Annotated in this window: 25 protein-coding genes; 22 read left to right on the top strand and 3 right to left on the bottom strand. The window is 69.9% G+C overall.

Features of this window, described 5'->3' with window-relative positions:
* Positions 1-101 precede the first annotated feature (101 nt).
* The 6 genes from DDV73_RS26540 (at position 102) to DDV73_RS26515 (ending at position 5,410) form a co-directional block, all read left to right on the top strand.
* Positions 102-2,120 (top strand): S8 family serine peptidase, encoded by a 2,019-nt coding sequence (locus tag DDV73_RS26540; RefSeq protein WP_109510281.1) that lies wholly within the window; start codon positions 102-104, stop codon positions 2,118-2,120.
* A gap of 74 nt (positions 2,121-2,194) precedes the next feature.
* Positions 2,195-2,836: an MBL fold metallo-hydrolase gene (locus DDV73_RS26535; RefSeq protein WP_109510280.1), complete on the top strand. Its 642-nt coding sequence runs from the start codon at positions 2,195-2,197 to the stop codon at positions 2,834-2,836.
* The gene (locus DDV73_RS26530) at positions 2,833-3,750 is read left to right on the top strand and encodes a nucleotidyltransferase domain-containing protein (protein ID WP_240617499.1); all 918 of its coding nucleotides are present in this window, start codon (positions 2,833-2,835) and stop codon (positions 3,748-3,750) included. The genes DDV73_RS26535 and DDV73_RS26530 overlap by 4 nt, the downstream gene beginning before the upstream one ends.
* The gene (locus tag DDV73_RS29410) at positions 3,653-4,147 is read left to right on the top strand and encodes a histidine phosphatase family protein (protein ID WP_240617503.1); all 495 of its coding nucleotides are present in this window, start codon (positions 3,653-3,655) and stop codon (positions 4,145-4,147) included. Before DDV73_RS26530 ends, DDV73_RS29410 begins: the two co-directional genes overlap by 98 nt.
* Positions 4,148-4,282: 135 nt before the next feature.
* A complete protein-coding gene (locus DDV73_RS26520; protein WP_109510278.1) occupies positions 4,283-4,462 on the top strand; it encodes a hypothetical protein in 180 nt (59 codons plus the stop codon).
* A gap of 84 nt (positions 4,463-4,546) precedes the next feature.
* Positions 4,547-5,410, top strand: coding sequence for a lysozyme (locus DDV73_RS26515; RefSeq protein WP_109510277.1), 864 nt, complete (start codon positions 4,547-4,549; stop codon positions 5,408-5,410).
* On the opposite strand, the gene DDV73_RS26510 is transcribed toward DDV73_RS26515, so the two are convergent.
* Positions 5,407-8,220, bottom strand: coding sequence for an AfsR/SARP family transcriptional regulator (locus DDV73_RS26510; protein ID WP_109510276.1), 2,814 nt, complete (start codon positions 8,218-8,220; stop codon positions 5,407-5,409). The genes DDV73_RS26515 and DDV73_RS26510 overlap by 4 nt on opposite strands.
* Before the next feature lie 51 nt (positions 8,221-8,271).
* Between DDV73_RS26510 and DDV73_RS26505 the strand changes: the two genes are divergently transcribed.
* Positions 8,272-8,757, top strand: a complete 486-nt coding sequence (locus DDV73_RS26505; protein WP_109510275.1) for a hypothetical protein — start codon at positions 8,272-8,274, stop codon at positions 8,755-8,757.
* A 52-nt stretch (positions 8,758-8,809) separates the two neighbouring features.
* Here the strand turns inward: DDV73_RS26505 and DDV73_RS26500 are convergent, their stop codons facing one another.
* Both DDV73_RS26500 and DDV73_RS26495 read right to left on the bottom strand, forming a co-directional pair.
* Positions 8,810-10,063 (bottom strand): isochorismate synthase, encoded by a 1,254-nt coding sequence (locus tag DDV73_RS26500; RefSeq protein ID WP_109510274.1) that lies wholly within the window; start codon positions 10,061-10,063, stop codon positions 8,810-8,812.
* A gap of 170 nt (positions 10,064-10,233) precedes the next feature.
* Positions 10,234-11,295, bottom strand: coding sequence for a L,D-transpeptidase family protein (locus DDV73_RS26495; RefSeq protein WP_240617498.1), 1,062 nt, complete (start codon positions 11,293-11,295; stop codon positions 10,234-10,236).
* Positions 11,296-11,419: 124 nt separating this feature from the next.
* Between DDV73_RS26495 and DDV73_RS26490 the strand changes: the two genes are divergently transcribed.
* From DDV73_RS26490 to nuoH, 15 genes are all read left to right on the top strand, one after another.
* Positions 11,420-12,109: a demethylmenaquinone methyltransferase gene (locus DDV73_RS26490; protein WP_109510273.1), complete on the top strand. Its 690-nt coding sequence runs from the start codon at positions 11,420-11,422 to the stop codon at positions 12,107-12,109.
* A 60-nt stretch (positions 12,110-12,169) separates the two neighbouring features.
* On the top strand, positions 12,170-12,790 hold the full coding sequence (locus DDV73_RS26485) for a nucleotidyltransferase domain-containing protein (protein ID WP_109510306.1): 621 nt from the start codon (positions 12,170-12,172) through the stop codon (positions 12,788-12,790).
* Positions 12,783-13,172 (top strand): hypothetical protein, encoded by a 390-nt coding sequence (locus tag DDV73_RS26480; RefSeq protein ID WP_109510272.1) that lies wholly within the window; start codon positions 12,783-12,785, stop codon positions 13,170-13,172. Before DDV73_RS26485 ends, DDV73_RS26480 begins: the two co-directional genes overlap by 8 nt.
* Before the next feature lie 78 nt (positions 13,173-13,250).
* Entirely contained in the window at positions 13,251-13,841 is a 591-nt protein-coding gene (locus tag DDV73_RS26475) for a helix-turn-helix domain-containing protein (RefSeq protein ID WP_109510271.1), read from the top strand.
* 567 nt (positions 13,842-14,408) lie between these two features.
* Positions 14,409-14,894 carry an LGFP repeat-containing protein gene (locus tag DDV73_RS26470; protein WP_109510270.1) on the top strand — a complete coding sequence of 162 codons (486 nt, stop codon included), beginning with the start codon at positions 14,409-14,411 and terminating at the stop codon, positions 14,892-14,894.
* The gene (locus DDV73_RS26465; protein ID WP_109510269.1) at positions 14,885-16,093 is read left to right on the top strand and encodes a basic secretory protein-like protein; all 1,209 of its coding nucleotides are present in this window, start codon (positions 14,885-14,887) and stop codon (positions 16,091-16,093) included. Before DDV73_RS26470 ends, DDV73_RS26465 begins: the two co-directional genes overlap by 10 nt.
* Positions 16,094-16,310: 217 nt before the next feature.
* Positions 16,311-17,609 carry a geranylgeranyl reductase family protein gene (locus tag DDV73_RS26460; RefSeq protein ID WP_109510268.1) on the top strand — a complete coding sequence of 433 codons (1,299 nt, stop codon included), beginning with the start codon at positions 16,311-16,313 and terminating at the stop codon, positions 17,607-17,609.
* 25 nt (positions 17,610-17,634) lie between these two features.
* On the top strand, positions 17,635-17,994 hold the full coding sequence (locus tag DDV73_RS26455; RefSeq protein WP_109510267.1) for an NADH-quinone oxidoreductase subunit A: 360 nt from the start codon (positions 17,635-17,637) through the stop codon (positions 17,992-17,994).
* Positions 17,995-17,998: 4 nt separating this feature from the next.
* Positions 17,999-18,553, top strand: coding sequence for a NuoB/complex I 20 kDa subunit family protein (locus DDV73_RS26450; RefSeq protein ID WP_109510266.1), 555 nt, complete (start codon positions 17,999-18,001; stop codon positions 18,551-18,553).
* 26 nt (positions 18,554-18,579) lie between these two features.
* Positions 18,580-19,335 carry an NADH-quinone oxidoreductase subunit C gene (locus DDV73_RS26445; protein WP_276310148.1) on the top strand — a complete coding sequence of 252 codons (756 nt, stop codon included), beginning with the start codon at positions 18,580-18,582 and terminating at the stop codon, positions 19,333-19,335.
* Positions 19,335-20,702 (top strand): NADH-quinone oxidoreductase subunit D, encoded by a 1,368-nt coding sequence (locus DDV73_RS26440; RefSeq protein WP_109510265.1) that lies wholly within the window; start codon positions 19,335-19,337, stop codon positions 20,700-20,702. Before DDV73_RS26445 ends, DDV73_RS26440 begins: the two co-directional genes overlap by 1 nt.
* Positions 20,702-21,355, top strand: coding sequence for an NADH-quinone oxidoreductase subunit NuoE (gene nuoE / locus DDV73_RS26435; RefSeq protein ID WP_109510264.1), 654 nt, complete (start codon positions 20,702-20,704; stop codon positions 21,353-21,355). Before DDV73_RS26440 ends, nuoE begins: the two co-directional genes overlap by 1 nt.
* Positions 21,352-22,704 carry an NADH-quinone oxidoreductase subunit NuoF gene (gene nuoF, locus DDV73_RS26430; protein ID WP_109510263.1) on the top strand — a complete coding sequence of 451 codons (1,353 nt, stop codon included), beginning with the start codon at positions 21,352-21,354 and terminating at the stop codon, positions 22,702-22,704. The genes nuoE and nuoF overlap by 4 nt, the downstream gene beginning before the upstream one ends.
* Positions 22,701-25,130, top strand: coding sequence for an NADH-quinone oxidoreductase subunit G (locus DDV73_RS26425; protein ID WP_109510262.1), 2,430 nt, complete (start codon positions 22,701-22,703; stop codon positions 25,128-25,130). The genes nuoF and DDV73_RS26425 overlap by 4 nt, the downstream gene beginning before the upstream one ends.
* Positions 25,131-25,168: 38 nt before the next feature.
* Entirely contained in the window at positions 25,169-26,467 is a 1,299-nt protein-coding gene (gene nuoH / locus DDV73_RS26420) for an NADH-quinone oxidoreductase subunit NuoH (protein ID WP_170126063.1), read from the top strand.
* Positions 26,468-26,469: the final 2 nt, after the last annotated feature.

The raw sequence follows: 26,469 nt of genomic DNA, 5'->3' as shown, positions 1-26,469 counted from the left end.
CTGCCAACACTTTCTCCGGTTCCGGGGTATCGCTCGCGACGATCGCTCAGCAAGATGTGCGCAGTCTTGCCCCATCTTCCTGTCTCGGAACGGAGTCTCGGATGTCTCGTACCTCAGCTCGCGTCCGTCGGGTCGGCATAGCCGGTGCGCTGGCGGCGCTCACCGCCGGGTTGGCGCTCGCCGTGCCGGCCCAGTCGGCGCCGTCGGTCGCAGGCGACCCGGTCCCGTACGACGGCAAGAACGCGAGCCCGTCCAAGCCCAACGCCTCGCTGGCGGAGGTGCGTGGCTGGGAGGCCGGGCTGCGGTCCTACTTCGTGATCACCGACCCGGCCAAGGTCGCCGAGGGCAAGGCGGCCGTGACCGCGGCCGACGGCACCGTTTTCTCGTCGTACGACGCGATCGGGGTGATCGTGGCGCACTCGACCTCGGCGAGCTTCGCCTCGACGGTGCGCGGCAACGCCAACGTGCAGCAGGTCGGCGCGACCCGGACGAGCGACGTACCGCAGGAGGCGTACGCGCCGACGATCCCGTCGTCGCCCTCGCAGAGCACGCCGACCGCCAGCGAGACCAACCGCTGGGACATGACCCAGATCAACGCCGACGACGCCTGGGCGATCGACACCGGCTCGCCGTCGGTGACCGTCGGCGTCCTCGACACTGGGGTCGACGACCAGCACTACGACCTCAAGGACAACTTCGACGCCGCCAACTCGGCGTCCTGTGCCTACGGCAAGGCCGACAGCCGCGCGGGCTCCTGGCGCGACACCGACCAGCACGGCACCCACGTTGCCGGCACCATCGCCGCCGCCAAGAACGGCAAGGGCATGATCGGCGTCGCCCCGACGGTGAAGATCGCCTCGGTCCGGGTGGCGGAGACCCCGAGCGGCCTGTTCTTCCCCGAGAACACCGTGTGCGCCTTCATGTGGTCCGGTGACCACGACTTCGAGGTCACCAACAACAGCTACTACACCGACCCGTGGATGTACCTCTGCCCGACCAACGTCGACCAGGCCGCCATCACCGAGGGCGTCAAGCGGGCCACGGCGTACGCCGTGGGCAAGGGCGTGGTCAACGTCGCCGCCGCCGGCAACGACTCGACCGACCTGGCCAACAAGCCGTCCAGCGAGTCGTCGAGCCCCAACGACTCGACCCCGGTCAGCCGTCCGATCACGACCGCGTGCCTCGACGTACCGACAGAGCTGCCCGGCGTGGTCACCGTGTCGTCGCTGACCTCGACCCAGGCGCTGTCGTCGTTCTCCAACTACGGCCTGAACAAGATCGACGTGGCCGCACCCGGCTCCAGCGTCTACTCGACCGTCCCCGGCGGCGGCTACGCCACCCTGTCCGGCACCTCGATGGCCTCGCCGCACGCCGCCGGCGTTGCCGCGCTGCTCGCCGGTGAGCACCCGGACTGGACGCCGACCCAGATCCGCGACGCCCTCGGCGCGCAGGCGATCAACCTCAACAACCCGACCAAGTTCGGCTCCGGTGAGGTGGACGCGCTCAAGGCGGTGCAGAGCGGCACCGGCAACACCGTGACGGTCACCAACCCGGGCGCGAAGACCGGCACCGTCGGCACCGCGGCGTCGCTGCAGATCACCGCGTCCTCCTCGGGCGCCGGCGAGACGCTGAGCTACTCGGCCACCGGGCTGCCGACCGGCCTGTCGATCAACGCGACCAGCGGGCTGATCTCCGGTACGCCGTCCGCGGCCGGCACCTTCAACGCCACCGTCACCGCGAAGGACTCGACCCAGGCCACCGGCTCCATGTCGTTCACCTGGACGATCAGCGGCGGCACGGCTCCCAACGTGCTGACCAACGGGGTCCCGGTCACCGGGATCTCCGGCGCCCGGGGCTCGGCGACCCGCTACACGCTGGTGGTCCCGGCGGGCGCGACCGGGCTGCGGTTCACGCTGGCCGGCGGCACCGGTGACGCCGACCTCTACGTGAAGTTCGGTACGGCGCCCACGACGAGCAGCTACGACTGCCGCTCGTGGAGCTCCACCAATACCGAGACGTGCAACATCACCACGGCTCGGGCCGGCACGTACCACGTCCTCGTCCAGGGCTACGCCGCGTACTCCGGCGTCACCCTGACCGGCCGCTTCACCCAGCCCTGATGTTCAAGTCGTGGGTCTCAGAGGACCCGAACTCATCCCCTGAGGCCCACGACTCCCGGGCTAGCGTGGGTCCCATGCGGATCACCAAGTTCGGGCATGCGTGTGTGCGGGTCGAGCACGACGGGCACGTGGTGGTGCTCGACCCCGGCATGTTCGCGACACCGGATGCGCTGGACGGGGCACACGCCGTACTCATCACGCACGAGCACCCCGACCACGTCGCTGTCGACCTGCTGCGCGACTCCGACGCGGCGGTGTTCACGATCGGGGCCGTCGCCGACAAGATCCGGGCCGAGTCGCCCGAGGTCGCCGAACGGGTCACTGTTGTCGGGCCGGGCCAGGTCTTCGAGGCGGCTGGGCTGCGGGTGCGCACCGTCGGCGAGCTGCACGCCGTGATCCACGCGGAGTACCCGCGGGTGTTCAACTGTGGGTACGTCGTGACCGCCGGTGGCTCGCGCCTCTACCACCCGGGCGACGCACTGGAGGAGCCCGGCGAGCCGGTCGATGTCCTCTGCCTGCCCGTCTCCGCGCCGTGGATGCGCGCCAGCGAGGCAATCGACTTTGCCCGCCGGGTCACCGCCCCGCGCAACCTGGCGATCCACGACCGGGTCTACTCCGAGTTCGGCGCGGCCGTCTTCGACACCCACGCCGGCAACTTCCTGCCTGCCGCCGGCCTCGCCTACCACCGGCTGGCCGACGGCACCGACCTCCCGTGAGATCGCTCGCGCCCGACATGGACGCGAACGTGGCCGCGGCCATCGACGAGCGGCTCGGCGGCGTGGCGCGCGACCACGGCGTGGCGGTCCCGTGGGCCGTCGAGAGCGGCTCGCGGGCGTGGGGCTTCCCGTCGCCGGACAGCGACTACGACTGCCGGTTCATCTTCGTCCGGCCGATGTCGGCGTACGCCGCCCCGTGGCGGGAACGCGATGTCGTCGAGACTCCGCTCGACGTCGTACTCGATGTCAACGGGTGGGACCTGGTCAAAGCTGTCCAGCTCGCCGTCGGCGGCAACGTCACCGTCGCCGAGTGGCTGCGCTCGCCGCTGGTGTACGCCGGGGAGACCGCCTTCCGCGACGACCTGCTCACGCTGTTCGAGGCAGTCGCCGATAGGGCCGCCGTTGGGCGCCACTACCTCCACGTGGGCCGCGACCAGTGGGTCCGGTCCGGCGCGGCCGACGGCGACGAGGTCTTGTTGAAGAAGGTCTTCTACGCGCTGCGCCCGGCGTGCGCCCTGCACTGGATGACGCTCCACGACGGCACCGCGCCGCCGATGAACCTGCTTGAGCTGCTCGCAGAAGCGCCGCCAACGGCCGCCGTCGCCGAGGCGATCGCCGAGCTGGTCGCTGCCAAGGCCGTGACCCGCGAGCTGGGCGTGGGGGCCGACCCCACCCCGATCCGCGACTTCGTCGCCACCCAGTTCGCCGCCGGCGAGGCGTCGTACGAGCGCGTCCCGCCCACTGACCCGGACGGCGCCCGTGCCACCGCCTCCGCCGCCTTCCTCGACCTCGTCGAGCGCTGGGCGGACCCTCTCTCTGATCCGGCACGCCCGGACCGTCCAGGACCGAACTGCTCCGGCCGAGGAGTGGTGTCTGGACCCGGCGGGCCTGAACGAGGTCGCCGCGCTCCGTGACCGCCTCGCCGGCCGGACTATCCACTGGTACGCCTCCGACGAGCCCAAGGCACTCGACACCGCGGCTGCCCTGACCTCCGAGCCCGTCACGGCGGTTGCCGGGTTCCGGGAGGTGCAGCGCGGCGGCTGGACCGACGACTACGACCAGCTGGTCGCCAAGCTCTTCGCCGACCCCGACCGCCCGGCCGCTCCCGGCTGGGAGACCGGCAGCGACGCGGTCCGCCGCTTCGACGCCGCGGTCCGCAACATTCGGGCCAGGCATCACGCCGAGGAGGAGGTTGCAGTCGTCACTCATGGACTAGTCATCTCACTCTGGCGGGCCTATCGCGCGGGTGCGACCGTGGACCTCGCCGGGTGGCGGGCCCTTCGCTTCCCAGACCTGATCGAGCTGGACTGAGCCACGCCGGTCCCACGGATAGGCAAACGGGCGCCGATCGGGCCGAAACCCGGCCCGCTCGGGTGTGTTTGCCTACTGGCAGGGCCCGTCGGCGTGGCGCCGCGCCTCGGCGTTGGAACGTGCCAACGTGGGGACATGAACACCTCCGACCGACTGCTCCACAACGGTGTGGTGGCGATGTGCCCGGACTGCCGGGACGAGCGGCTGCTCGTCCCCGTCGACGCGTTCGAGTACTGCTGCACGACCTGCGACGCCGCCGTCCTCCTCTTCGACGAGGCCGTGAACACCGCCGTGCGGGAGCGCGCAACAGCCTGACCTCTAGCGGACAAGCCCGGTGACACCGGGCTTGTGCCGAGGGCACGGTGGGGATCCGTCCCCACCGTGAGAGGAATCTCGGCTATGTCCCCCACGAAGACCCGGCTTCGCGCGCTCGCAGCGACGGCCGCCGCCGCACTCACCACTCTGGCCCTCGCCGCACCACCGACCAACGCCGTCGACGTACCGTCCGACCGCGACAACCGCACCGACCGTACGCCGACCGCCGCCGCCAAGCGCGAGGGGGTGACCACCGCCAACGGCGGCTACCTCGGCTGGAAGACGCCCGAGACCGGCAACGCACCGGAGGCCCAGACCCGCCTCGCCGCGACCGTCGCCGGCATGGACGTGGCCAGCTACCAGGGCAACGTCAACTGGGCGTCGTGGTGGAACGCCGGCAAGCGGTTCGCCTACGTCAAGGCGACCGAGGGCAGGTACTACCGCAACCCCTACTTCGCCCAGCAGTACAACGGCTCCTACAACATCGGCATGATCCGCGGCGCCTACCACTTCGCCAACCCGAACGACTCCAGCGGCCGCGCGCAGGCCGAGTACTTCGTGGCCCGCGGTGGCGGCTGGTCCCGCGACGGCAAGACGCTGCCCGGCGTGCTCGACATCGAGTACAACCCGTACGGACCGTCCTGCTGGGGCATGAGTGCGTCCCAGCTGGTCAGCTGGATCCGCGACTTCACCACCCGCTACAAGCAGCTGACCGGCCGCGACGCGGTGATCTACACGGCGTACAACTGGTGGTCGCCGTGCACCGGCAACTCCACCGCGTTCAACACCACCAACCCGCTGTGGGTCGCCCGGTACTCCAGCTCCCCGGGCACGCTTCCGGGCGGGTGGCCGTTCTGGACGTTCTGGCAGTACACCTCGACTCCGCTCGACCAGAACTACTTCAACGGCTCCTACGACCGGCTGAGGGTGCTCGCCAACGGCGGCTAACGCTGAGCAGCGGCGGCCGGAGGGAGGTCGGCGAGCAGCTGAACCAGCTCGGTCCGGCTGAACTCCGGCTCGTCGCCCGCACGGACCTCGTCGAAGATGTGCACGGCCTGCTCCCAGGCCGCGCGGGCCCGGTCGGGATGGCCGAGCGCGAGCTGGGCGCGACCCACGTTGACCAGGACGGCGCCTTCGGCCCAACGGTTGCCGGCCTCGACGAAGTACTGCAGGGCGGGCTGGAAGCACTCTGCCGCGTCGTCGGGCCGGCCCTGCGCGAGGCGAACCAGACCGAGCGTGTCCAGGACGCTGACCTCCTCATCGTGCCTTGCCAGCTGCCGATGGATCTCGATGGCCTGCAGGCAGGCCTCGGCCGCCTCGTCGTACCGGTGCGTCGCGAGGTAGGCGTAGGCAAGGTGGTTCAGCGGCGTGGTCAGCTCTCGCGAGTTGCCTGTCCGGCGCGCCAACGCGAGCGAGCGTTGGGCGTAGTCGGCGGCCTCGGCATGCTGGCCGCGACGGACACAGTTCGCACACAGGTTGGCGAGAGCGGCGATCTGACCACGCTCGTGCTTGCTGTGCTCGAAGAGGGCAAGGGCGTGCTCGAAGTGAGTGTGCCCGGTGCCGAAGTCCGCGAGCTGTCGATGAGCGAGGCCGAGGAGGTTCGACACGTGCGCCTCGGCCTGGACCTCGCCCGCCGCGCGAGCAGCGTCCACGGCAAGTGTGGTGAGCCGCAACATCTCGTCGGCCGGCGCGGCCCGGCCCCCGGGGCTCCACACTGCCTGTACCAGCCGGTAGGTGGCCTGGTGGTGACCTGCAACGGTGGCCGCATAGACCGCCGCGATCAGGGTGCCCATCTCCGCGTCGCGCCAGGCCGCGGCCTGAGCAGAGTCTGCGAACGCCATCGGCTCGATGTCGCACTCGTACGCATCGCTGGGGACCAGTGGCGGATCCAGGTTGAGTGCCCGCTTCGCGGCAGCGGTCGAGTGCACCAGCCAGTCGAAGAGTCTCACGATCGCGGCACGGCGCTCGTCCTCGCCGTCATGTGCCTCCGCGAGCTCGGCGGCGTAGGCACGTACGTGGTCGTGGAGCTGGAAGCGGCCCCCGGCGCGCTGGTCGATCAGGCTGCGGTCGACCAGGCGGTCGAGGAGACCGCGCGCCTTGCTGAGCGACGTACCGGCGAGCGCGGCAGCTGCCGGCGCGCTGATGTCGGTTCCGGGCGGCAGCCCGAGCAGGCGAAACATTCGGGCGGTGTCGGCGTCGAGTGCCTGGTAGGACCACGAGAAGACCGCGCGCAGGTTGGTGGTCTCGTCGTCGCCGGCATCGAGCGCGGCCAGCCGGTCGCGTTCGTCGCGGAGCTCGGCGACCACGCTGTGCAGACCACCCGTCGCCTGGCGGGCGGCGCGCTCCGCGGCGATGACCAGGGCGAGCGGAAGGTAGCCGCAGGCCCGCGCCAACTCGGACAGGTCAGCGGCGCTGCCGGGCGCGTGCAGGTCGCCGAGCCGGCTCAGCAGCAGCGCCTCGGCCTCCGCCTCGGACAGGGTGTCCACGGCGATCCGCCGGGCGCCCTCCCGGGCGGCGAGACCGCGGAGCTGGCCGCGGCTGGTCACCAGCACCACCGACCCGGAGCCGGGCAGCAGCGGCCGGACCTGCTCGGCGCCACGTGCGTTGTCGAGCACGAGCAGAACGCGGCGGCCTGCCAGCAGGCTGCGGAACATCGAGCTCCGGCCGTCGATGTCGGCCGGGATCTGGTTGCCGGGGACGCCGAGACCGCAGAGGAGTATGTCGAGCGCGGTCGCCGGCGACAGCGGCTCGCCCGGCCCGAATCCGCGCAGGTCGACGAAGAGCTGGCCGTCGGGGAACTCGCCGCGGACCTGATGCGCCCAGTGCAGTGCGAGCGTGGTCTTGCCGATGCCGCCCAGCCCGTGCAGCGCCAGAATCTCGAGCTGGTGGTCCGGGCCGCCGGCTTCGGCCAGGTGCTTGTCCAGCAGGCGCAGCACAGTGCTCCGGCCGGTGAAGCCGCTGATGCTGGCCGGCAGCTGCTGCGGTACGACGACCGCCGGGGTGCCCGCCGACGCCGGTACGACCGGGGTCCCGGCGAGCAGGGCGGCATGGAGCTCGCGCAGCTCTGGGCTGGGATCGATGCCGAGCTCGTCGGCCAGCCGGACCCGGATCCGCTCGTAGGCGTCGAGTGCCTCGGCGGGCCGGCCCACCTTGTCGAGCGCGATTAGCAGCCGCGCCCACAGCGGCTCGCGGAGTGGGTGGGTGGCGGTCAGCTCCTGGAGCTCGGCCACCACCTCGGCGTGGCGGCCTTCGGCGAGATCGGCGTCGATGCGGTGCTGGACGGCGGCCAGGTGGCGGTCGGTCAGCCGCCGGGTCTCGACCAGGTTCAGCCAGTCGGACAGCGGCTCGTCGAAGGGTGTGCCGCGCCAGAGGGCCAGCGCCTCCCGGACCAGCCGCTGCTCGTCGGCGGGCGGCGCGATCCGGGCTTGGTCGAGCAGTCGCGTGAACCTCAGCGCATCGACCGCGTCCGGCTCGGCGTGCAAGGTGTAGCGGCCGCTGTCGTTGCTGATCGCGTCGTCGCCCAGCACCGCACGCAGGCGGCGTACACAGGCATAGAGACTGCCCCGGACATCGCCGGGAAGGTCGTCGCCCCAGACCCGATCGAAGAGGGTGTCGGTCGCCACGGGACGGCTGGCGGACAGCGCGAGTACGGCGAGCAGTGCGCGCGGGCGAGGGCCTTGGATCTGTACCTGCTCGCCGCCCAGCCGTACCTCGAGTGGTCCGAGGAGCCGGACTTCGAGCGCGGGGCCACGACGCATGGGCAGAGGCTACCGAGAGCTCTCCGCGCGGCCCGACTCGCTGTCAGATCTTTGTCAGACCCTTCCGAGATCCTGGGGGCACGAGCGGGCGTCGCCGTCGCCGCGACGGCGCTCATCGCCAGTCTGGCGCCGTTGACCGGCGCCACGCCTGCCGCGTCGGCGGATAGTTCGTGTGGCGCGTGGACGACCGTCGACCACGCTTCGCTCCCCGACCACGGCTACGACGTGGACTACTACCTCAAGACGCGAAAGTGCACCACGTCCACCGGCGCGGTCAGCAGGCGTTTCACCAGCGTCGCGTGCAACCGGAAGGCAACCGGCAAGTCCGACTGGACGGTCCACCTGGTCAGGAACGGGACGATCGTCTGGCAGCCCGCCCCGGGCTGGACGTTCCCCAGTGTGGGCAACTGCAAGGCGCTCAACAGCGAGGGCGAGTTTGCCCGTGCCGGGGACGAGGTCGTCGGCGGCCTGACCATCGGGTACGACGGTCAGCAGGACGAGGCCGACTACCTCCGCGTCGAGTACACCATGCCCTGAGGATCGTCTGCGCCGACTCTGCCTCTGGGTCGGCGCGGACTCGTCTCCCGGCTCACGCGCTGCCGAGGGCGTCGCGGACCGGGACGAACTTGGCCTGGGACTCGGCGAGTTCAGCCTCGGGGTCGGACTCGGCGACGATGCCGCAGCCGGCGAACAGGCGTACCGACGAGCCGGACACCCTGGCCGAGCGCAGGGCGATGCCCCACTCACCGTCGCCGTCGGCGGCCATCCAGCCGACCGGGCCGGCGTAGCGGCCGCGGTCCATGCCCTCGATCTCGGAGATCAGCGAGACCGCCACGGGCGTGGGAGTGCCACCGACGGCGGCCGAGGGGTGGAGTGCTTCGGCCAGCTGGAGCGAGGAGACCGTCTCCGCGTCGTGGACCACGCCGGCCACGTCGGTGGCCAGGTGCATGACGTTGGGCAGGTGCAGGACGAACGGCACCTCCGGCACGTTCATCGACGAGCAGTGCGGCTCCAGCGAGTCGGCGACCGAGCGGACGGCGTACTCGTGCTCCTCGAGGTCCTTCGACGACCGGGCCAGCGCGGCGGCGAGGGCGAGGTCGTGGGTGTCGTCTCCGGTACGGCGGATGGTGCCGGCCAGCACCCGCGAGGTGACCAGGCCGCGCTCGCGGCGTACCAGCATCTCGGGGGTCGCGCCGAACAGGCCGTCGACGTGGAAGGTCCAGCACATCGGATAGCCCGACGACAGCCGGGCGAGCGGCCAGCGGACGTCGATCGGCGCGGACGCGGTGGCGACCAGATCGCGCGCGAGGACGACCTTCTCCAGGGAGCCGGCACTGATCCGGGACACGGCGTCGGCGACCACCGTCATCCAGGCCTCGCTGTCCAGGGCGCCGTCGGCGAAGCTGACCCCGGCCGGCGCCACTGCGGGCTCGGCGGCGGCGAGCGCCTGGGCCGGCCAGTCGCCGACCACGGTCATCCAGGAGCGGTCGCCGCGGCGGCCGATCACGACCTTGGGTACGACGAGCACAGAGTCGCCGGGCTCGTCACCGAACGCGAACGAGCCGAACGACACCAGCCCGCTGCCGGGCTCGTCGACGTGGTCGTGCACGATCGCGCGGGCAACCATCTCGCTCCACCACTTCGCGGCGTCCGAGAAGCGGGTCGCGCCGCTGGTCCGTACCTCAGCCGCGACGCCCCAGCCCACCAGACCGTCGCCGCGACGCAACCAGGACACGGGCGCCTCGTCGGGAACCAGGTCGAGGAGCGATGCCGAAGGGTCGAGGTCGAGCGGAACCGTGCGTACGACGAGTGGTTGCTCGTCGCCCTCCAGATCCCTCGTCATGGACCGAGCGTAATGGGAATCGGTTCACAAGCGGCTACCGCAGTGGCCGGATTCACTCTGACGGGATGGTGGGCCCGCTGGTTTCGAGACGGTTGCTGCGCAACCTCCTCAACCGGCGAACTGCGCAGGTTGAGGAGGTCGTTCTGCGACCGTCTCGAAACCAAGCCCACCTACGACCAGTAGACGATGACCTTGTCGCCGACGTTGACCTGGTCGAACAGCCAGGCCATGCCGTCGTAGTCGCGGATGTTGGCGCAGCCGTGCGACGCCCCGTTGTAGCCGTTGGCGGCGAAGTCGGGGGAGTAGTGCACGGCCTGGCCGCCGGAGAAGAACATCGCGAACGGCATCGAGGTCCCGTAGAGCTTCGAGACGTGGTCGCGCGACTTCAGGTAGACCGAGAAGGCGCCTTCGCGCGTCGGCAGCTCGGCGGAGCCGAAGCGGACGTCGTACGTCGACTGCACCTTGCCGTCGATCACCCACCGCATGCTCTGGGTGGTCTTGTCCACGCACAGCGCCCGGCCTTCTCCGCAGCGCGGGTCGAGGGCGCCAGGCTGAGGCTCGATGTTGTACATCTCCTCGTGGGTCGGCTCGTAGGTCATCGCCACCAGCCGGTCCAGCGTGCGCTGGTCGACGTTGCCGGTCACCGGGATCTCGCGCTTCTCCTGGAAGCCCTTCACCGCGGTGACGGTCGCCGCGTCGTACGTTCCGGTCACGTCACCGGCGTACCAGTCGATCTGCTTGAGCCGGGCCTGTACGGCGCGCACGTCGTCGCCGCTGGCTCCCGGACCGTGCAGCGTCGCGCCGGCCTTGAGGACGTTGAACTTCTGGTCCCGAGTCGGCGCCTTGGTCATCTTCACCAGCGCGTCCCAGGTCTTCTGGTCGACCGCGCCGGTCGCCTTGAGTCCGCGCTTGCCCTGGAAGCCCTTGACCGCCTCGACGGTGGTCCCGTCGTACACACCCGTGGTCAGCTCGGGCAGCCACTGCAGCTGGAACAGCCGGTGCTGTAGCTCCCGAACCTCCTCGCCCTTGTCGCCGGACCGGAGTGAGAACGGCGGCTCCGGGCTGTTGGACGGCTCGGTCCCCCCGTCTGACGGGCTCGCCGACGGCGTACCCGACGACGCCGGCTTGCTGCCGTCGTCGAACTGCTTGATGGCGTAGCTCGCACCGAACGCAGTCGCGCTCAGCAAGCACACCGTCATCACCATCAGCGCCAGCGCGCGTAGTGCCTTCATGACTTCCCCCAATGGGTGCTCGCGTGTTTTCAGTCTTGCCCAGTTGACGCACTGAACGAGGGATTGGTTGCCGCAGGGACGGTCACGAGTTTGTGATCTGCGCCAACGCTCTACGATCGACGCCGTGGCCCGAGCTGAGCTGGACAAGAAGCCGACCGACGTCGCCCGGATGTTCGACGCGGTGGCGAAGCGGTACGACATCGCCAACGATGTGCTGTCCCTCGGGCAGGACCGGCGGTGGCGCCGCGACGTGATCGAGGCGGTCGGCGCCAAGCGTGGCGAGCGGGTGCTCGACCTGGCCGCCGGCACCGGCACCTCCAGCGAGCCGTTCCACGAGCTGGGCGCGGTGGTCGTGCCCTGCGACTTCTCGGTCGGGATGCTCAAGGTCGGCAAGCAGGCGCGCCCGCACCTGCCCTTCACCGCCGGTGACGGCACCCGGCTGCCGTTCGCCGACCAGACCTTCGACCACGCCACGATCTCGTTCGGGCTGCGCAACATCGTCGACCCGCACGCCGGCCTCCGCGAGCTGCGCCGCGTGGTCCGGCCCGGCGGCCGGCTGGTTGTGGCTGAGTTCAGCACGCCGACCTGGGCGCCGTTCCGGATCGCCTACCTCGAGTACCTCATGAAGGCGCTCCCCGCCGTCGCCCGCGTGGTGTCGTCGTCACCCGACGCCTATGTCTACCTCGCCGAGTCGATCCGCGCCTGGCCGGACCAGCAGGGCCTCGCCCACATGATCGAGGACGCCGGCTGGCGCGACGTCGAATGGCGCAACCTCTCCGGCGGCATCGTCGCCCTCCACCGCGCCACCGCCTGAAGGTGACGCGCACTATTGTGCGCGAACGTGTACTATAGTCCACGTCAGGAGGTGTTGAGGGTGCTTCTCGAGCGGCCGTTCCTCGTTGTCACGCCCACCGTGGATGGTGACATCTTGCTTGCGCTGGCGTCAGCGGAGGCCGAGTTCACCCCTGGAGAGGTGCACCGACTGATCGGCGAGCACTCCCTGAGTGGGGTTCGGAAGGCGTTGGCCCGGCTGACGGACCAGGGCATCGTGGCTGCCACCCGCCGCGGCAACGCCTTCACCTACCAGCTGAGCCGCAAGCACTTGGCTGCGCCCGCGATCGTCGAGCTCGCCGGACTGCGGCAACGGTTCGTCGAGAAGCTCCGGCTCGGGTTAGCTGAGTTCACGCATCAACCGGCGTACGGCGCGCTTTTCGGGTCGGCGGCTCGCGGAGACATGCGGGTAGACAGCGACGTCGATCTGTTTTTGATTCCGCCAGATCGGCTCGATGAACTCGAGCGGCAGAAGTGGGAGGTCGACGTCGCTGCTCTGTCCGAGGCTGCCACTGCGTGGGTCGGGAACGACCTTCGGGTCTTGGAGATGAGCGGGACCGAGGCGCGACAGGGGCTTGCCGAGCGCGAGCCGGTGCTGGTCGCCGTCCGTGCCGAGGGCATTCCCTTGGCGGGCAGCGACAGGGTTTGGCGGGCAGATGCCTAGGACCTCGCCGTGTACGGCGGCGACCCGCCGTGGGCGTCTGTCGAAGGCCGCTCAGTTCGCGGATGCTGCGGCGACGATCGAGGCGTTCGCTGACCAGGCCGAGGATGTGGCCGACGCGTACGTCACGCTCCTGGTGCACGCAGGCATTGCCGCCGCAGACGTGATGTGCTGCGCGCGGCTCGGCGAGCATGCGGCGGGCGACAACCACAATGAGGCAGCTGTCCTGCTCGGCAAGGTCGACCGCGGGCTTGCGAACGATCTGCGGACGCTGCTGGGTATGAAGACCAAGGCCGGCTACAGCGCTCTGGCGGTGTCGAGTGAGGATCGGGTCCGGGCGGGCCGCGCCAGTGCACGGCTGCTCGAAGCCGCAAGGCTCGTCTAGTCCGTTCTTGGTCGAGGACGCTGGCTGGCACCACCGCCTGACCGTCGACAGTGATATCAGATCTGATATCGTCGCAGTGTGAACGTCGATGAGCGAGCCTGCGTCGACGGACTCAACGAGGCCCTGACTCGTAGCGGTCTGTCGCAGCGCGCGTTCGCGATCGCGCTCGGCACGTCAGGGTCGCGGCTGTCGACGTATCGCGCTGGCAAGGTCGCCCCTTCGGCTCCCTTCTACCTCCGCGCTCGCCGCATTTCTCGAAGCCTCGAAGGTGCTAGGCGGTCGGGCTGGATGACGGCCCCGCTTGCTGCCGCAACGATCGCTGGCGCGCTCGCGGAGCGGGATGAGGCGTGGGCGTTCAAGCTGGCCTTGCAGGCGCGCGACCACTTGCGCGAGCTACTCAAGGCAGAGGCCGGTCTGGCGGGCGCGTGGGAGGCGATCCCGGACACGACCGGGTCCGATGAGTGGGATGTGTTTCTCGCCGCGTTGGCGGGCCATGAGTTCGAGTACGCCGGACTCGCGGCGCCGCCTTGGACCGACCGATCGCCGCTTGCCGCACCGTGGACGCTGGACAGTCCGCGATTGTCCGCCGAGCAGGTCCGTGACCGCACTCCCGAGTGGTTGGCCAAGCGTCACATCTTCGTCAACCCGCGTGACCTGAAGACCGCCTGATGGGCGACAAGGTCGAGTTTGATGTGACGACGTCCGTGATCTCCTCTCCGAGCTTGACTGTCGCCTCCGAGGTCGTGGCGCCAGCGCCAGCGTGTACGTCGTCGGCGGCGCGGCGATCGCTCTCAGCGTTGCCGACACTCGCCGTACGCAGGACGTCGACGCCGTCGTGTCCGACCGCGCCGTCCTGGAGGAAGCGGCGGTGCTCGCTCGCGAGCGAGCCATCCCACCGTCGTGGCTCAACGACAACGCTCGCCCGTGGGTGCCGCCCCTGCCCGGGAGACGCTGCTGCTGTGAACACGCCCGGGCTCCGTGTCGACCTGGCTCCACCGCGTCACCTGCTCGCGATGAAGTTGGTCGCCCTGCACTGCGCCGCCGCCTAACAACTGGCCGCCGAGTGTCCGGTGGTTTCGAGACGGTCGTAGAACGACCTCCTCAACCGCCGGACCGGCCGCTGGTTGAGGAGGTTGCGCAGCAACCGTCTCGAAACCAAGGCGAAGCGGCGCACGGAGTTTCCAGAGTTTCCGGCGTAGGCGCAGTTGTCCGGTTTGCGCTCGCATAGTGGGCGCCATGACCAACACTCGCAGCAGCAGGCGCCTCGGGTTCGCCCGGACGCTTACAGCGGCGGCGCTGACCGTCGCCGTCGTCGGCCTCTCCGGCTTCACCGGTACGGCGCCGCCGGCGTCGGCAGCGGCCTGCCTGAGCCCGAACGTCGTACACGGCGCGATCGGGGACAAGTACTGGGGCATGGGCGGGCCGAACAGTCCGCTTGGCTGCCCGACCACCTACGAGATCGCCAACCCCAACGGCAAGGGCGTCCGCCAGCACTTCGCCGGCGGCACGATGTACTGGTCGCACGGCACCGGCGCGCACCCGGTCTGGGGCGCGATCGGCGGCTACTGGGGCCAGCGCGGTTGGGAGCAAGGCGTCTACGGGCTGCCGACCAGCGACGAGCAGCCCAAGTGGGCCAACGGCGGGTTCGTCCAGTACTTCGAGTGCGGCGTCATCCACTGGGAGCGCAGCACCGGCGACACCTGGGGGCAGACATGTCGGTGATCCGTCGAGTGCTCGTTGCCGCTGCCGCGACAGCGGTCGTCGCCGCCACGTTCGCCGTCGGTACGGCGTCGTCGGCCGTGGCGGCGGACTGCCTGCCGGAGAGTGCCGCTCAGGGCGCGATCGGCGTCAAGTACCGGGAGATGGGCGGCGCGCGCAGCCCGCTCGGCTGCCCGACGACGTACGAGATCGGCGTATCGGGCGGCGCCCGGCAGGTCTTCGCTGGCGGCTCGATCTACTGGTCGGCGACGAGCGGCGCGCACCCGGTCTGGGGTCTGATCGGCGAGAAGTGGGGCGAGACCGGCTGGGAGGGCGGGCACCTCGGCTTCCCGACCTCCGACGAGCTGACCAACCCCGACGGCGTGGGCAAGCGCCAGGTGTACCAAGGCGGCACGATCTACTGGAAGGCCGACACCGGCGCGCACCCGGTCTGGGGCGCGATCGGCGAGGCGTGGGGTGACCTCGGCTGGGAGGCCGGCGACTTCGGCTACCCGGCGTCCGACGTGGTCGCCTCACCCGACGGCGTGGGCGTCTACACCGAGTTCCAGCGCGGCTGGATCTACTGGTCGCCGGGGATCACCTGCACCGTCAACGCCAAGCTGCTCGGCGCCTTTCCGAACGCCCGGGCCTTCGCCGCCGCAGCCGGCAAGCAGCGGTGCGGTGAGCAGTGGCGCCAGATCAGGGACCGGGTGGTCGCGGGCCGCTACCAGGAGTGGAACCGGGTGGACATCAAGTTCTGCCACAACTGCCCGGTCGGCGAGGTGCCGTGGGGCAGCAACCAGGTCTCGCTCCTGGTCGAGCACGTGCAGGCCAGGCCCAACGACTGGGGCATGCTCGCGCACGAGCTGACCCACGCCGCCCAGGCCTACCGGGGCGACGGGTCCGGCTGGGTGACCGAGGGCATCGCCGACTGGCTGCGCTACGACCTCGACCTGCCGCCGGACGGCCGCGGCAACGACCCGCGGTGCGAGCAGTTGCACCACAACCACTACACGCAGGGCTACGAGTGTGCGGCCGCGCTCCTGGGCTACATCCAGCGCACGGTCGGCGGTCACGTGCTGCCGGACCTGAACGCCTACCTGCACGACCAGAACCGGTCCGGCGATGCCATCCGCAGCTGGCTCCAGAACAAGACAGGGCGTACGCCGGACCAGCTCTGGGCGGCCTGTCGGGCGGCCGAATGTGCCGGTGGACGCCCCTGACCTGGCGTTACTCACCCTCGCGACGCCGAGTTAATTACGCAAGGCAAACGTGCGGTAAATCCGCAGATCAGAGCCGGAATTGGCGCGTCGACCCCCTTCTGTACACAGCCTGGTTCAATCCTCGTAGACTGTGTCTCACGCCACCTCGTGAACGGTTTCACAAAGTCACACTTTGACCCGGTCGCGGACCCCCGATTGGCACGAGAGGTACGACGGAATGAGCAGGTCCAGCGCAGACGCGCGGGTCGCTGATGTCATCGTCGTCGGCGCAGGCCCGGCGGGCGCCGGGACGGCGTACCACCTGGCGAACGCCGGGCTCGACGTGCTGCTGCTGGAGAAGTCCAGTTTCCCGCGCGACAAGATCTGCGGCGACGGGCTCACCCCGCGGGCGGTCAAGCAGCTGATCGCGATGGGCTTCGACCTGGACGCGCCGGGCTGGCAGAAGAATCGCGGACTCAGGATTCTCGGCGCCGGCCACCGGATCGAGCTGCCGTGGCCCGACCTCGCCAGCTTCCCGCCGTACGGCATGGTCCGGGCCCGGATGGACCTAGACGAGATCCTCGCCAAGCACGCCGAGAAGGCCGGCGCGAGACTTCACGAGCGGACCAACGTCACCGGCCCGGTGTTCGACGAGCGCACCGGCCAGGTGGTCGGCGTGACGGCTAAGCCGGTCGACGACCGCGGTCGCAAGGTGGGCGACGAGGTGACCTACCGGGCGCCGGTCGTGGTCGCCTGCGACGGCGTCTCCGCCAAGCTGGCGCTGAGCCTCGGCATCGAGCGGCGCGACAACCGGCCGATGGCGGTCGCGGCGCGGGCCTACTACAAGACCCCGATGCACGACGACCCGTGGATGGAGAGCCACCTGGAGCTCTGGGATGGCAGGCCCCACCAGAGCAACCAGCTGCCCGGCTACGGCTGGATTTTCCCGTGTGGAGACGGCACCGCCAATATCGGGCTCGGCATCCTCGACTCGAGCGCGCACTTCCGGAGCTTCAACCCGAAGGACGCGATGCGGCGCTGGCTGGCCAACACTCCGGAGGAGCTCGGCTTCCGCGACGAGAACCTGGTCGGCGACATCAGGAGCGCGGCGCTGCCGATGGGCTTCAACCGCAAGCCGCACTACCGCCGCGGCGTACTCCTGGTCGGCGACGCGGGCGGCATGGTCAACCCGTTCAACGGCGAGGGCATCGACTACGCGCTGGAGGCCGGCCACGTCGCGGCCGACACCATCGTGCAGGCGCTCGCCCGGCCCGCCGGCCCCAGCCGCGAACACGTCCTGAGCGGGTACGCCGCCGCGATGGACCAGGCCTACGGCGGTTACTTCACGCTCGGCCGCTGGTTCGCCGCGGCGATCGGCAACCCGACCTTCATGCGGAACGCCACCAAGTACGGCCTGCCCCGGCCGGCGCTGATGCGGTTCACGCTGAAGCTGATGGCCAACCTCACCGACCCGCGCGACGGCGACGCGCACGACCGAATCATCAACGCGCTGAGCCGGCTGGCTCCCACCGCGTGAGCACGAGAAGAGGAGGGTGACGGCTTTGGAGCTCTACACCCCGATACTGGGACTGATCCTGCTGGCGGCGGCATTCGCGGTCGGCTCGGTCATCATGAGCGCCTTCGTCGGGCCGGCGCGCTACAACCGCGCCAAGCTCGACTCCTACGAGTGCGGGATCGAGCCGACTCCGCAGCCCGTGGGCGGCGGCCGCTTCCCGGTGAAGTACTACATCACCGCGATGATGTTCATCGTCTTCGACATCGAGATCATCTTCCTCTACCCGTGGGCCGTGCACTTCGACGCGATGAAGCTGTTCGGCCTGGTCGAGATGGTCATCTTCATCGCCACTGTGTTCGTGGCCTACGCCTATGTCTGGCGCCGCGGCGGATTGGATTGGGACTGATCGCATGGGTATCGAAGAGAAGCTGCCGAGCGGCGTACTCCTGACCACGGTCGAGGGTGTCGCGGGCTACATGCGCAAGGCGTCGTTCTGGCCGGCGACGTTCGGCCTGGCCTGCTGCGCGATCGAGATGATGACCTCGGGCGGACCGAAGTACGACCTGGCCCGCTTCGGCATGGAGGTCTTCCGGGCCTCGCCGCGGCAGGCCGACCTGATGATCGTGGCCGGCCGGGTGAGCAACAAGATGGCGCCGGTGCTGCGCCAGATCTACGACCAGATGGCTGAGCCGAAGTGGGTGCTCGCGATGGGCGTCTGCGCGTCGAGTGGCGGGATGTTCAACAACTACGCGATCGTGCAGGGCGTGGACCACGTCGTCCCCGTCGACATGTACCTGCCCGGCTGCCCGCCGCGGCCGGAGATGCTGATCGACGCGATCCTGAAGCTGCACGACCAGGTCAAGTCCACCCCGCTCGGCGCCAACCGGCTGGCTCAGATCGAGGAGCTGGAGACCACCGCCCTCAACGCGCTGCCGACCTCCGAGCAGATCGGGATGCTGCGGTGACCGCGAGCGACGAAGGAGCGAGCTCGGTGAGTGCCGACAAGCAGGTCGAGCAGACCACCTCCACCGAGGTGGACGAAGGGACCGCAACCACGGATTCGGGGGTCCACGGGGGCGGAGCCCCCGTGCGTGGTGTCCGCACCGGCATGTTCGGTGTCAGCGGCACCGGCGACACCAGCGGGTACGGCGGGCTGGTCACGCCGATCGTGTTCCCCGGCGCCAGCCAGCGGCCGTACGGCGGGTACTTCGACGAGGTCGCCGACGCTCTCTTCGAAAGGCTGGAGGCCACCGACCTCGGCGGTGTTGGTCGAGGCGCGATCGAGAAGGTTGTCGTCCACCGCGGCGAGGTCACCTTCTTCGTACGCCGCGAGGACCTGCCGTTCGTGGCCCAGATGCTGCGCGACGACGAGAAGCTGCGCTTCGAGTTCTGCTCCGGGGTTAGCGGCGTGCACTACCCGGACGACACCGGGCGCGAGCTGCACGCGGTCTACCACCTGCTGTCGATGACCCACAACCGGCGGATCCGGGTCGAGGTGACCTGCCCCGACGCCGACCCGCACATCCCGTCGATCGTCAGCATCTACCCCACCAACGACTGGCACGAGCGCGAGACCTGGGACTTCTTCGGGATCGTGTTCGACGGCCACCCAGCGCTCACGCGCATCCAGATGCCCGACGACTGGCCGGGCCACCCCCAGCGCAAGGACTACCCGCTGGGCGGCATTCCTGTGGAGTACAAGGGCGGCACGATTCCCCCGCCCGACCAGCGGAGGTCGTACAACTGATGACTGCCACGCACGAAGAGCCCGACCCGACCCAGCCGGACCCTTATGGCGCGTCCGAGGCCGAGACCAGCCAGGGCCGCGTCTTCACGGTCACCGGCCAGGACTGGGACACCGTCGTCGAGGGCATCAGCGAGACCGCCGACGAGCGGGTCGTGGTGAACATGGGCCCGCAGCACCCCTCGACCCACGGCGTACTCCGGCTGATCCTGGAGCTCGAGGGTGAGACGGTGACCGAGGCCCGCTGCGGCATCGGCTACCTGCACACCGGCATCGAGAAGAACATGGAGTACCGCTCCTGGGTGCAGGGCGTCACCTTCTGCACCCGGATGGACTACCTCAGCCCGTTCTACAACGAGGCGACCTACGTGCTCGGCGTGGAGCGGCTTCTCGACATCGAGGACGACATCCCGGAGAAGGCGCAGGTCATGCGCGTGCTCCTGATGGAGCTCAACCGGATCTCCTCGCACCTGGTCTGCATCGCGACCGGCGGCATGGAGATCGGCGCGCTGACGGTGATGACCATCGGTTTCCGTGAGCGGGAGCTGGTGCTGGACCTGTTCGAGCTGATCACCGGCCTCCGGATGAACCACGCGTTCATCCGCCCCGGCGGCGTCGCCCAGGACCTGCCGCCCGGCGCGCTCGACGAGATCCGCGACTTCATCGCGCTGATGAAGAAGCGGCTCCCCGAGTACGCCGCGCTCTGCAACGCCAACCCGATCTTCAAGGCCCGGCTGGAGGGCGTCGGCCACCTCGACACCGCCGGCTGCCTGGCCCTCGGCCTGTCGGGCCCGCCGCTGCGCGCGGCCGGCTACCCGTGGGACCTGCGCAAGACCCAGCCGTACTCCGGCTACGAGGAGTACGACTTCGACGTACAGACCTGGGACACCGCCGACGCGTACGGCCGGTTCCGGGTGCGACTGGCCGAGATGTGGGAGTCGCTGCGGATCGTCGAGCAGTGCGCCAACCGGCTCTCGAAGCTAGAGGGCGCGCCGGTCATGGTCGCCGACAAGAAGATCGCATGGCCGAGCCAGCTGGCCATCGGCAGCGACGGCATGGGCAACAGCCTGGACCACATCCGGCACATCATGGGCGAGTCCATGGAGGCGCTGATCCACCACTTCAAGCTGGTGACCGAGGGCTTCCGGGTGCCGGTCGGCCAGGCCTACGTGCCGGTCGAGTCGCCGCGCGGCGAGCTCGGCGCGCACGTGGTGTCCGACGGCGGCACCCGGCCGTTCCGGGCGCACTTCCGCGATCCGTCGTTCACGAACCTGCAGGCAACCAGCGTGATGAGCGAGGGCGGCATGGTCGCCGACGTGATCGTCGCCATCGCGTCTATCGACCCGGTGATGGGAGGCGTCGACCGCTGATGAGCGAGAACACAGGAATCGACGAGAAGACGTACGGCGAGCTCCGCGAGATCGCCGACCGCTACCCGCACGCGCGCTCCGGGCTGCTGCCGATGCTGCACCTGGTGCAGAGCGCCGAGGGCAGCGTGACCCCCGAGGGCATCGAGGCCTGTGCCGAGATCCTCGGCATCAGCGCCGCCGAGGTCAGCGGCGTGGCGACGTTCTACACGATGTACAAGCGGCGCACGGTCGGCGACTACCACGTCGGCGTGTGCACCAACACGCTGTGCGCGGTGATGGGCGGCGACCAGATATTCGCCGAGCTGAAGGACCACCTCGGGGTGGGGAACGACGAGACCACCGAGGACGGCAAGATCACGCTGGAGCACGTCGAGTGCAACGCGGCGTGCGACTTCGCTCCGGTGGTGATGGTCAACTGGGAGTTCATGGACAACCAGACCCCGGAGTCCGCCAAGCAGCTGGTCGACGACCTGCGCTCCGGCACCGAGGTCAGCTCCACCCGCGGCGCCCGGCTCTGCACCTGGCGGGAGGCGGAGCGGGTGCTCGCCGGCTTCCCCGACGGCCGTGCCGACGAGGGCCCGGCGGCCGGCCCGGCGAGCCTGGTCGGCCTGGAGCTGGCCCGCGAGAACGGCTGGAAGGCACCGGAGAAATGACCGACACACTGACCCCGGTCCTCACCAAGAACTGGGATGCAGACCGAGCCTGGACGCTTGCGTCGTACGAGCAGGGCGGCGGGTACGGCGCGCTCAAGAAGGCGCTCAAGATGGCGCAGGACGACGTCGTCACCGCGGTGAAGGACTCCGGCCTGCGCGGCCGGGGCGGCGCCGGCTTCCCGACCGGCATGAAGTGGGGCTTCATCCCGCAGGACAACCCGAACCCGAAGTACCTCGTGGTCAACGCCGACGAGTCGGAGCCGGGCACCTGCAAGGACATCCCGCTGATGATGGCCTCGCCGCACACGCTCGTCGAGGGCGTGATCATCAGCTCCTACGCGATCCGCGCCAACACCGCCTTCATCTACGTCCGCGGCGAGGTGCTGCACGTCATCCGGCGGCTGCAGGCCGCGGTCGAGGAGGCCTACAAGGCCGGCCACCTCGGCAAGAACATCCACGGCTCGGGCTACGACCTCGACCTGATCGTGCACGCCGGTGCCGGCGCCTACATCTGTGGCGAGGAGACCGCGCTGCTGGACTCGCTGGAGGGCCGCCGCGGCCAGCCGCGGCTGCGGCCGCCGTTCCCCGCGGTCGCCGGCCTCTACGCCAGCCCGACGGTGATCAACAACGTCGAGTCGATCGCGTCGGTGCCGTCGATCATCGAGCACGGCGCCGACTGGTTCGCCTCGATGGGCACCGAGAAGTCCAAGGGCTACGTCATCTACTCGCTCTCCGGCCACGTCAAGACGCCCGGCCAGTTCGAGGCGCCGCTCGGGATCACCCTGCGCGAGCTGATCGATCTCGGCGGCGGCATGCGCGAAGGCCACGAGCTGAAGTTCTGGACCCCGGGTGGGTCGAGTACGCCGATCCTCACCGCCGAGCACCTCGACATCCCGCTCGACTACGAAGCGGTCGGGGCGGCGGGCTCGATGCTGGGCACCCGGGCGCTGCAGATCTTCGACGAGACCACCTGCGTGGTGCGCGCCGTACTCCGGTGGACCGAGTTCTACAAACACGAGTCCTGCGGCAAGTGCACGCCGTGCCGCGAGGGCACCTGGTGGCTGGTCCAGACGCTCAACGCGCTCGAGCACGGCCAGGGCCAGGAGTCCGACCTGGACCTGCTGCTCGACCAGTGCGAGAACATCCTCGGCCGTTCGTTCTGCGCGCTCGGCGACGGCGCCACCTCGCCGATCACCTCGTCCATCGAGTACTTCCGCGACGAGTACGTCGCGCACCTGACCCACGGCGGCTGCCCGTTCGACCCGGCCGCCTCGACCCTCTTCGCCCGCACCCTCGGCAGCACCCCGGGCGCTGGAACTGACAAAGGTCAAGTAGGAGTCACCGCATGACGACCGCCCCCGAGAAGACGGCCTCCGCTGAGAAGGCCGTCGAGAAGTCCGACCTGGTCACGCTGACCATCGACGGTGTGTCGGTGTCGGTGCCCAAGGACACCCTGGTGATCCGGGCCGCCGAGCAGGTCGGCGTCCAGATCCCGCGCTTCTGCGACCACCCGCTGCTGGCGCCGGTCGGTGCCTGCCGGCAGTGCCTGGTCGACGTACCCGACGCCGGCAACGGCCGGCCGATGCCGAAGCCGCAGGCCTCGTGCACCATGCCGGTCGCCGAGGGCATGGTCGTCAACACCCAGGTCACCTCGCCGGTCGCCGACAAGGCGCAGCAGGGCGTGATGGAGTTCCTGCTGATCAACCACCCGCTCGACTGCCCGGTGTGCGACAAGGGCGGCGAGTGCCCGCTGCAGAACCAGGCGATGTCCAACGGCCGCGGCGACTCGCGGTTCGCGGCCAGCGGCGGCGTGAAGCGGACCTTCCCGAAGCCGATCCATCTCTCCGCGCAGGTGCTGCTGGACCGCGAGCGCTGCGTGCTCTGCGCGCGCTGCACCCGGTTCTCCGAGCAGATCGCGGGCGACCCGTTCATCGCGCTGGCCGACCGCGGCGCCCTGCAGCAGGTCGCGATCTACGAGAAGGAGGCCTTCGAGTCCTACTTCTCCGGCAACACCATCCAGATCTGCCCGGTCGGCGCGCTGACCAGCGCCGAGTACCGCTTCCGGTCCCGCCCCTTCGACCTGGTCTCCAGCCCGGCGATCGCCGAGCACGACGCCTGCGGCGCGGCGATCCGGGTCGACCACCGGCGCGGCAAGGTGATGCGCCGGCTCGCGGGCAACGACCCGGAGGTCAACGAGGAGTGGATCACCGACAAGGACCGCTTCGCGTTCCAGTACGCCAAGCAGGCCGACCGACTGACCTACCCGCTGGTCCGTGACGAGGAGACCGGCGAGCAGCGCCCGGCGTCCTGGCCGGAGGCGTTCGCCGTCGCCGCGCGCGGCCTGCGGTTCGCCGGCTCATCGGCGGTGCTGACCGGCGGCCGACTGACCGCCGAGGACGCCTACGCCTACAGCAAGTTCGCCCGGGTGGCCCTGGAGACCAACGACATCGACTTCCGGGCCCGGCCGCACTCCGCCGAGGAGGCCGGCTTCCTGGCGTCGGAGGTGGTGCTCAAGCAGCCTGCAACGTACGCCGACCTCGAGGCCGCCTCGACCGTCCTGCTGGTCGGCCTCGAGCCCGAGGACGAGGCAGGCACGATATTCCTGCGGCTGCGCAAGGCCTCGCGGCAGAAGTCCGCGACCCAGGTCGTCTCGCTGGCGCCGTACACGTCGTGGGGCCTGGCCAAGATGAACGGCCGGCTGATCCAGACGGCGCCCGGCGACGAGGCCGCGGCTCTCCGGAAGCTGGACGTGGCGCTCGACAGCAACAGCGTGATCCTGGTCGGCGAGCGGCTCGCGACCTCGCCCGGCGCGTTCGCTGCCGCCACCGAGGTCGCCAAGGCGACCGGGGCCAAGCTGGCCTGGGTGCCGCGCCGCGCCGGGGACCGTGGAGCGGTCGAGACCGGCTGCCTGCCCAACCTGCTGCCCGGCGGCCGTCCGGTCGACGACGCGGCCGCCCGGGTCGACGCCGCCACCGCGTGGGGCGTCTCGCACCTGCCGTCGCGGCCCGGCCGCGACGGCGACGCGATCATCGCGGCGCTGGCCTCCGGTGAGGTCGGCGGCCTGGTGGTCGCCGGCATCGACCTGCGCGACCTCAGCGACCCGCACGGCGCCCTGGAGGCGCTGCAGGCGGCGGACTTCGTGGTCGCGCTGGAGCAGCGCGAGACCGACGTGACCCGGGCCGCGAACGTGGTCTTCCCGGTCGCGCCGGTCACAGACAAGGCCGGCATGTTCGTGAACTGGGAGGGCCGGCCGCGCACGTTCGACGCGGTTCTCGCCAACCCCGCCTCGCTGCCCGACCTGCGTATCTTGTCCGGCATCGCCGAGGAGCTCGGCCACCCGCTCGGCTTCCGCACCGTCGCCGAGGCGCGGGCGCAGATGGAGGAGATCGGGCCCTGGGACGGGGATCGCTCCACGCCGGCGGAGGGCCTTGGTTTCGAGACGGTTGCTAGCGCAACCTCCTCAACCGGCGGTTTTAAGCTCGCGACCTGGAAGCAGCTGCTCGACAACGGGCGGATGCAGGAGGGCGACGACAACCTGCGGGCCACGGCCCGGCGTACGGTCGCCCGGGTCTCGGCTGCGACGTACGACGGCCTCGGCGCCGGCGCCCACGAGGTCACCCTCACCGGCGACCGCGGCTCGGTGACGCTGCCGGTCGAGGTGGCCGACCTCCCCGACGACGTGGTGTGGGTGCCGCAGAATTCGTTCGGGCACGGCGTACACGCCGACCTTTCCTCGCCGGGCGGCACGGTCAGTGTCGCGAAGGGAGCCGAGTGATGATCTCGACAAGCTCGATCACCGAGCTGGCGCCGCTGATGATGGCCGCGGCCGAGGGCGACGACCTCTCGGCGTTCGGGCAGGACCCGTGGTGGGTCATCCTGATCAAGACGCTGCTGATCTTCGTGATCCTGGTGCTGCTGACGCTGTTCAACATCTGGTTCGAGCGCCGGGTCGTGGCCCGGATGCAGCACCGGATCGGCCCCAACGTGCACGGCCCGTTCGGGCTGCTGCAGTCACTGGCCGACGGCGTGAAGCTGGCATTGAAAGAGGACATCGTCCCGAAGGCCGCCGACAAGGTGGTCTTCATCCTGGCGCCGGTGATCGCGACCGTGCCGGCGTTCGTGACCTTCGCGGTGATCCCGTTCGGCCCCGAGGTCACGATCCCGTTCACCGACACCGTCACCCCGCTGCAGCTCACCGACATGCCGGTGGCGGTGCTGTTCGTGATGGCGATCGCCTCGATCGGCATCTACGGCATCGTGCTCGGCGGCTGGGCCTCGGGCTCGACGTACTCGCTGCTCGGCGGGCTCCGTTCGAGCGCGCAGATGATCTCCTACGAGGTCGCGATGGGCCTCGCGTTCGTCGCGGTGTTCCTGTACGCCGGCACGGCGTCGACCTCGGGGATCGTCGAGGCGCAGGACCGGCTGTGGTTCGGGCTGATCCTGGCGCCGTCGTTCGTGATCTACGTGATCGCGATGGTCGGTGAGACCAACCGTGCGCCGTTCGACCTCCCGGAGGCCGAGGGCGAGCTGGTCGGCGGCTTCCACACCGAGTACTCCTCGCTGAAGTTCGCGCTGTTCTTCCTCGCCGAGTACATCAACATGGCGACGGTCTCCGCGCTCGCGGTGACGCTGTTCCTGGGCGGCTGGCACGCTCCGTTCTGGATCGACGAGGTGTGGGCGGGCGCCAACGAGGGCTACTGGCCGGTGCTGTGGTTCTTCGGCAAGCTGATGGCGTTCATCTTCTTCTTCATCTGGCTGCGCGGGACGCTGCCCCGGCTGCGCTACGACCAGTTCATGGCGTTCGGCTGGAAGCGGCTGATCCCTGTCGCACTGGTGTGGACGGTCGCGGTCGCGACGATCCGGGTGATCACCCTGGACGGCGGCCTGGACCGGAGTTACCTACTGGCCGCGATCGGGGTGCTCGCCGTACTCTTCCTGGCGCTGTTCTTTGTCGGCGAGCCCGCTGAGCCGGAGCCGGCCACGGCGGCCGCGCCCGAGGACGCGTACGCCGGCGGTTTCCCGGTACCTCCGATGCCCGCCGGCGGAGCGGTCCGCGGTGCCGCCGCACCGCTCACCTTCGGACAGACTTTGCAGACCGAGGAGAAGTCCTAGAC

Origin of the sequence: Nocardioides speluncae, assembly GCF_003121585.1 — a bacterium.
In the GTDB taxonomy this organism is placed as follows: domain Bacteria; phylum Actinomycetota; class Actinomycetes; order Propionibacteriales; family Nocardioidaceae; genus Nocardioides; species Nocardioides speluncae.
Note: the sequence above shows the minus strand (reverse complement) of the source record. Positions and strands in the feature narration are given on the sequence as shown.

What these genes read in the sequence shown, in the direction of transcription:
- DDV73_RS26540 (WP_109510281.1), top strand. Translation starts at nt 102, where the DNA reads ATGTCTCGTACCTCAGCTCGCGTCCGTCGGGTCGGCATAGCCGGTGCG.
- DDV73_RS26535 (WP_109510280.1), top strand. Translation starts at nt 2,195, where the DNA reads ATGCGGATCACCAAGTTCGGGCATGCGTGTGTGCGGGTCGAGCACGAC.
- DDV73_RS26520 (WP_109510278.1), top strand. Translation starts at nt 4,283, where the DNA reads ATGAACACCTCCGACCGACTGCTCCACAACGGTGTGGTGGCGATGTGC.
- DDV73_RS26515 (WP_109510277.1), top strand. Translation starts at nt 4,547, where the DNA reads ATGTCCCCCACGAAGACCCGGCTTCGCGCGCTCGCAGCGACGGCCGCC.
- DDV73_RS26510 (WP_109510276.1), bottom strand. Translation starts at nt 8,220, where the DNA reads ATGCGTCGTGGCCCCGCGCTCGAAGTCCGGCTCCTCGGACCACTCGAG.
- DDV73_RS26500 (WP_109510274.1), bottom strand. Translation starts at nt 10,063, where the DNA reads ATGACGAGGGATCTGGAGGGCGACGAGCAACCACTCGTCGTACGCACG.
- DDV73_RS26495 (WP_240617498.1), bottom strand. Translation starts at nt 11,295, where the DNA reads ATGAAGGCACTACGCGCGCTGGCGCTGATGGTGATGACGGTGTGCTTG.
- DDV73_RS26480 (WP_109510272.1), top strand. Translation starts at nt 12,783, where the DNA reads ATGCCTAGGACCTCGCCGTGTACGGCGGCGACCCGCCGTGGGCGTCTG.
- DDV73_RS26470 (WP_109510270.1), top strand. Translation starts at nt 14,409, where the DNA reads ATGACCAACACTCGCAGCAGCAGGCGCCTCGGGTTCGCCCGGACGCTT.
- DDV73_RS26465 (WP_109510269.1), top strand. Translation starts at nt 14,885, where the DNA reads ATGTCGGTGATCCGTCGAGTGCTCGTTGCCGCTGCCGCGACAGCGGTC.
- DDV73_RS26460 (WP_109510268.1), top strand. Translation starts at nt 16,311, where the DNA reads ATGAGCAGGTCCAGCGCAGACGCGCGGGTCGCTGATGTCATCGTCGTC.
- DDV73_RS26450 (WP_109510266.1), top strand. Translation starts at nt 17,999, where the DNA reads ATGGGTATCGAAGAGAAGCTGCCGAGCGGCGTACTCCTGACCACGGTC.
- DDV73_RS26440 (WP_109510265.1), top strand. Translation starts at nt 19,335, where the DNA reads ATGACTGCCACGCACGAAGAGCCCGACCCGACCCAGCCGGACCCTTAT.
- nuoE (WP_109510264.1), top strand. Translation starts at nt 20,702, where the DNA reads ATGAGCGAGAACACAGGAATCGACGAGAAGACGTACGGCGAGCTCCGC.
- nuoF (WP_109510263.1), top strand. Translation starts at nt 21,352, where the DNA reads ATGACCGACACACTGACCCCGGTCCTCACCAAGAACTGGGATGCAGAC.
- DDV73_RS26425 (WP_109510262.1), top strand. Translation starts at nt 22,701, where the DNA reads ATGACGACCGCCCCCGAGAAGACGGCCTCCGCTGAGAAGGCCGTCGAG.
- nuoH (WP_170126063.1), top strand. Translation starts at nt 25,169, where the DNA reads ATGATGGCCGCGGCCGAGGGCGACGACCTCTCGGCGTTCGGGCAGGAC.